Below are 4,853 nucleotides of genomic sequence, written 5' to 3'. Positions count from 1 at the left end.
GCGCTGCTCCAGGCGATGCGCATGCCCTTGCCGCCGCCGCCGGCCGAGGCCTTGATCATCACCGGATAGCCGATCTTGCCGGCAATCCTTTCGGCGTGGTCGGCATTTTCGATGACGCCCAGCCAGCCGGGCACGGTCGAAACCTTGGCCTGGCTGGCGAACTTCTTCGATTCGATCTTGTCGCCCATTGCGCGGATCGCCTCGGGCTTCGGTCCGATGAAGATGATGCCTTCCTTTTCCAGCGCTTCGCAGAAAGAGGCGCGTTCCGACAGGAAGCCATAACCCGGATGCACCGCTTCGGCGCCGGTTTCCTTGCAGGCGGCGATGATCTTCTCAGGCACTAGATAGCTCTGCGTGGCCGGCGACGGGCCGATATGCACAGCCTCGTCGGCCATTTCGACATGCACGGCGTCGCGATCGGCATCCGAATAAACCGCGACCGTGGCGATCCCCATCTTGCGCGCCGTCTTGATCACGCGGCAGGCGATCTCGCCGCGATTGGCGATCAGGATCTTCTTGAACATTCGGATGTCGTTCCTCCGGCGAAGCCATCCAGTTCTATGGACAATCCCGACGCGCCTCAAGTGTCTGCAGCCCCTGCCCTTCGGCGCTCGATGCTTTTGCAGAAGCGGCGTCGAAAAACGTCGCAACAGACGTTGGCCGCCACCTTCGAACCCGGTAAGGTGGTGGCGAGCGCAAGAAAATGGCAGGCGGTATTCGCCTCGCCGGGCAGGCTCGGCGGCCTGCCATAAAGCTGAGACTTTTAAGATTGCCCTGGGAGGAATGCCTCATGAAAACGCGTGCCGCAGTTGCCGTTGGTGCCGGAAAGCCGCTGGAGATCATGGAGGTGGATCTTGAGGGGCCGCGCGAGGGCGAGGTGCTGATCGAGGTCAAGGCGACCGGCATCTGCCACACCGACGAGTTCACGCTCTCGGGCGCCGATCCGGAAGGCATCTTTCCGGCGATCCTCGGCCATGAAGGCGCCGGCATCGTCGTCGATGTCGGCAAGGGCGTCACCTCGGTCAGGAAGGGCGACCATGTCATCCCGCTCTACACGCCCGAATGCCGGCAGTGCCCGTCCTGTCTCTCGCGCAAGACCAATCTGTGCACCGCCATCCGCGCCACGCAGGGCCAAGGCCTGATGCCCGACGGCACCTCGCGCTTTTCGGTCGGCGGCGAGAAGCTGTTCCACTATATGGGCTGCTCGACCTTCTCCAACTTCACCGTGCTGCCGGAGATCGCGGTCGCCAAGGTCAATCCCGACGCCCCCTTCGACAAGATCTGCTATATCGGCTGCGGCTTGACCACCGGCATCGGCGCCGTCATCAACACGGCCAAGGTCGAGCAGGGCGCCACCGCGGTCGTCTTCGGCCTCGGCGGCATTGGCCTCAACGTCATCCAGGGCCTTCGCCTGGCCGGCGCCGACATGATCATCGGCGTCGACTTGAACAACGACAAGAAGGCCTGGGGCGAGAAGTTCGGCATGACGCATTTCGTCAATCCGCAGGAGATCGACGGCGACATCGTGCCTTACCTGGTCAAACTGACCAAGCGCGGCGCCGACCAGATCGGCGGCGCCGACTACACCTTCGACTGCACCGGCAACACCAAGGTGATGCGCCAGGCGCTCGAGGCCTCGCATCGCGGCTGGGGCAAGTCGGTCATCATTGGCGTTGCCGGCGCCGGCCAGGAGATTGCGACGCGGCCCTTCCAACTGGTCACCGGCCGGACCTGGATGGGCACCGCCTTTGGCGGCGCGCGCGGCCGCACCGACGTGCCGAAGATCGTCGACTGGTACATGGAAGGCAAGATCCAGATCGACCCGATGATCACTCATACGCTGACGCTCGACGACATCAACAAGGGTTTTGATCTCATGCATGAGGGCAAGTCGATCCGCAGCGTCGTGGTTTATTGAAGCAATGCCGCATCGGTCGCGGGCTGGAGCCCGCGACCTTTGCGGCTCAACATGGGAGGAAGGACGAATGGCGGAAAAACTGCATCCGAAGATCGACAACGGGCTGCCGAAGGAAAGTGCTGCCTTTTCCGGCGGCACGCTGGTCTGTCTCTGCACCAGCAACCCGGTGAAGGTGAAGGTCAAGGGCCAGATCGCCCACAACCATGCCTGCGGCTGCACCAAATGCTGGAAGCCGGAAGGCGCGGTGTTCTCGGTCGTCGCCGTTGCCGGCACCGGCGACGTCACTGTGGCCGAGAATGGCGACAAGCTGAAGGTGGTCGACCCGGCAGCGCTGATCCAGCGCCATGCCTGCACCAGCTGCGGCGTGCACATGTACGGCCCGGTCGAGCGCGACCATCCCTTCAAGGGTCTGTCCTTCATCCATCCCGAGCGTTTCGAGGAGGACGGCTGGTCGCCGCCCGGCTTTGCCGCCTTTGTCTCCTCCATCATCGAAGCCGGCGTCGACCCGAGCCGCATGGACGGCATCCGCGGCCAGCTGAAGTCGATCGGGCTCGAACCCTATGACTGCCTCAACCCCGCCCTGATGGACTACATCGCCACCTGGACGGCGAAGAAGTCGGGAGCCTTGGCGGCCTGACGATTGCGGGATTTCTGGTAAAGGGCCGGCCAACGCCGGCCCTTTGCACATTTGGAGAGACGATGCCCGCACCCATCATCTACGTCGACGCCGATGCCTGCCCGGTGAAAGCCGAGGTCGAGAAGGTCGCGGAACGTCACGGCATTGCCGTTACCTATGTTTCTAATGGCGGCCTGCGCCCGTCGCGCGATCCGATGATCCGCAATGTCGTCGTCTCCAAGGGCGCGGATGCCGCGGACGACTGGATCGTCGAGAACGCCAAACCCAACGATGTCGTGGTGACGGCCGATATCCCGCTTGCCGCGCGCGCGGTGGCGCTCGGCGCGCATGTGCTGGGACCTACGGGCCGTCCCTTCACGCCCGAGACCATCGGCATGGCGGTGGCGATGCGGGATTTGAAGCAGCATCTGCGCGAGACCGGCGAAAGCCGCGGCTTCAACGCCGCCTTCACGGCGAAGGACAGGTCAAACTTTCTCGGCGAGCTCGACCGCATCTTGCGGCGGGCGCTCAAATCCGCCACACCCGGCTGACTCGAAGCCCTTTGAGAACCGGCCATGGGCGACGACATATCCCTCAACACGCCGATCCACCGGCACGTGCAGTTCGCTTTGGCTGCGGCCATCGGCATTGTCGCGCTGCTTCTCGCCCTGATGCTGGGGGCGCCGCTGCCCTACTCCATCGGCGCCAACCTCTTCTTCGCCGCTTACACTCTTCTGGTGCTGGTCGCGATGCCGAGGCTCACCGTCCGTTACCTGAGCAAGAACGCGCGTGCCACGGACCTGCCGGTGCTGCTGATTTTTGCGGTCACGCTCCTGGTCGTCGGCCTCGCCATCGGCTCGCTGTTTCAACTCATCAACCAAAAGGCTGCCGCGCATCCGCTGGAGGTTCTGTTCGCGATGCTGTCGATCCCGCTTGGCTGGTTCACAATCCATGCGATGGCCGCGCTGCATTATGCGCATGTCTACTGGATGGACGGCGACGAGATCGACGAGAAAACCAGGAAGAAGAATCCGGTCGGCGGCCTCGATTTTCCCGGCGGCAAACGCCCGGAAGGCTGGGATTTCCTGTATTTCGCGACCGTCATCGGCATGACTGCGCAAACCGCCGACACTGGGATAACGACCTCGCGCATGCGCCAGGTCGTGCTCGTCCATTCGATCCTGAGCTTTTTCTTCAACACGGTGATCGTCGCCGCCGCGGTCAATCTCGCGGTCAGCCTGGGCAGTCCATAATAAATCCGTGATCGGATGAAACAACGCTTGGGCCGGAGACGTATTGGGAGGAGAACAAGGCTCTGAGAGGCCGCAGAAGATGCAGCCGGGAGGACACCTAGATATGGAGACCGTCGCCAGAAGCGAACCCTCCACCGAGGTAGAAGCATCCACGCCGAAGGACCCGACGCTGATTTACCGGCAATCGGGCTGGACGCGCCTGACCCATTGGCTCTGGGCGTTCTCGCTGTTCTTCATGCTGCTTTCGGGCCTGCAGATCTTCAACGCGCGCCCGCAACTCTACATCGGCAAGGAATCGGGCTTCCAATACAACAATACGATCCTCGAGATCGGCGCCGAAAACACAGACGGCGGACCGCGCGGCTTTACCAAAATCTTCGGGCATCGCTTCGACACCACCGGCGTGCTCGGCTGGTCCGGCCCTCCCGGACAGGAAACGCCGCGCGCCTTTCCGTCCTGGGCGACGATCCCGTCCTACTACGACCTCGGCACGGCCCGCGTCGTGCATTTCTTCTTCGCCTGGGTGCTGAGCGCAACACTGCTCATTTGGCTGGTCGCGAGCCTGATCAGCGGCCATATCCGTCGCGATCTTGCCCCTCGCCTGGATGACTTGCGCAAGCTGCCGCGCGACATCCTCGACCATGCGAGGCTGAAATTCCACTACGCGCGCGAATACAACACGCTGCAGAAAATGGCCTATGGCGGCGTGCTCTTCGTGCTGTTGCCGCTGATGATCATCACCGGGCTTGCGATGTCGCCGAGCATGAATTCGGTGCTTCCCTGGCTCAATGAAATCCTGGGCGGTCGGCAGACGGCTCGCACCATCCACTTCATTGTCATGGTGCTGCTCGTGCTCTTCTTCGTCGTCCATATGCTGATGATCGTGGCGGCCGGCCCGATCAACGAGCTGCGCTCGATCATCACCGGCTGGTACCGCACCGACCCGCCCGTAAAGCACGACCAGGCCACCGAGAGGAGCGCCTGACATGGCAAAATTCCAGATTAGCCGCCGGAAGTTCTTAACCTCCGCCAGCCTCGGTCTGTCAGGCATCGCGCTGTCCGGCTG

The 4,853-nt window shown here is 62.8% G+C and carries 6 protein-coding genes; 5 read left to right on the top strand and 1 reads right to left on the bottom strand.

The window, feature by feature from the left end; genetic code table 11:
• Positions 1-524 (bottom strand): biotin carboxylase N-terminal domain-containing protein (locus EOA60_RS19065; RefSeq protein WP_281060756.1); only part of this gene is annotated, 524 nt, incomplete at its 3' end.
• Between the two features lie 266 nt (positions 525-790).
• Between EOA60_RS19065 and EOA60_RS19060 the strand changes: the two genes are divergently transcribed.
• From EOA60_RS19060 to EOA60_RS19040, 5 genes are all read left to right on the top strand, one after another.
• Positions 791-1,918 carry an S-(hydroxymethyl)glutathione dehydrogenase/class III alcohol dehydrogenase gene (locus tag EOA60_RS19060; RefSeq protein WP_128311734.1) on the top strand — a complete coding sequence of 376 codons (1,128 nt, stop codon included), beginning with the start codon at positions 791-793 and terminating at the stop codon, positions 1,916-1,918.
• A gap of 67 nt (positions 1,919-1,985) precedes the next feature.
• The gene (gene gfa, locus EOA60_RS19055; RefSeq protein WP_067000227.1) at positions 1,986-2,555 is read left to right on the top strand and encodes an S-(hydroxymethyl)glutathione synthase; all 570 of its coding nucleotides are present in this window, start codon (positions 1,986-1,988) and stop codon (positions 2,553-2,555) included.
• Positions 2,556-2,617: 62 nt separating this feature from the next.
• Complete coding sequence (locus EOA60_RS19050; protein WP_095802182.1) at positions 2,618-3,085, top strand: YaiI/YqxD family protein; 468 nt, start codon at positions 2,618-2,620, stop codon at positions 3,083-3,085.
• 24 nt (positions 3,086-3,109) lie between these two features.
• Positions 3,110-3,787 carry a DUF1345 domain-containing protein gene (locus tag EOA60_RS19045; protein ID WP_067000220.1) on the top strand — a complete coding sequence of 226 codons (678 nt, stop codon included), beginning with the start codon at positions 3,110-3,112 and terminating at the stop codon, positions 3,785-3,787.
• A gap of 103 nt (positions 3,788-3,890) precedes the next feature.
• Positions 3,891-4,772 (top strand): cytochrome b/b6 domain-containing protein, encoded by an 882-nt coding sequence (locus EOA60_RS19040; protein WP_095826106.1) that lies wholly within the window; start codon positions 3,891-3,893, stop codon positions 4,770-4,772.
• Positions 4,773-4,853 lie beyond the last annotated feature (81 nt).

It is taken from the genome of Mesorhizobium sp. M1A.F.Ca.IN.020.06.1.1, assembly GCF_004023265.1.
GTDB lineage: Bacteria > Pseudomonadota > Alphaproteobacteria > Rhizobiales > Rhizobiaceae > Mesorhizobium.
Note: the sequence above shows the minus strand (reverse complement) of the source record. Positions and strands in the feature narration are given on the sequence as shown.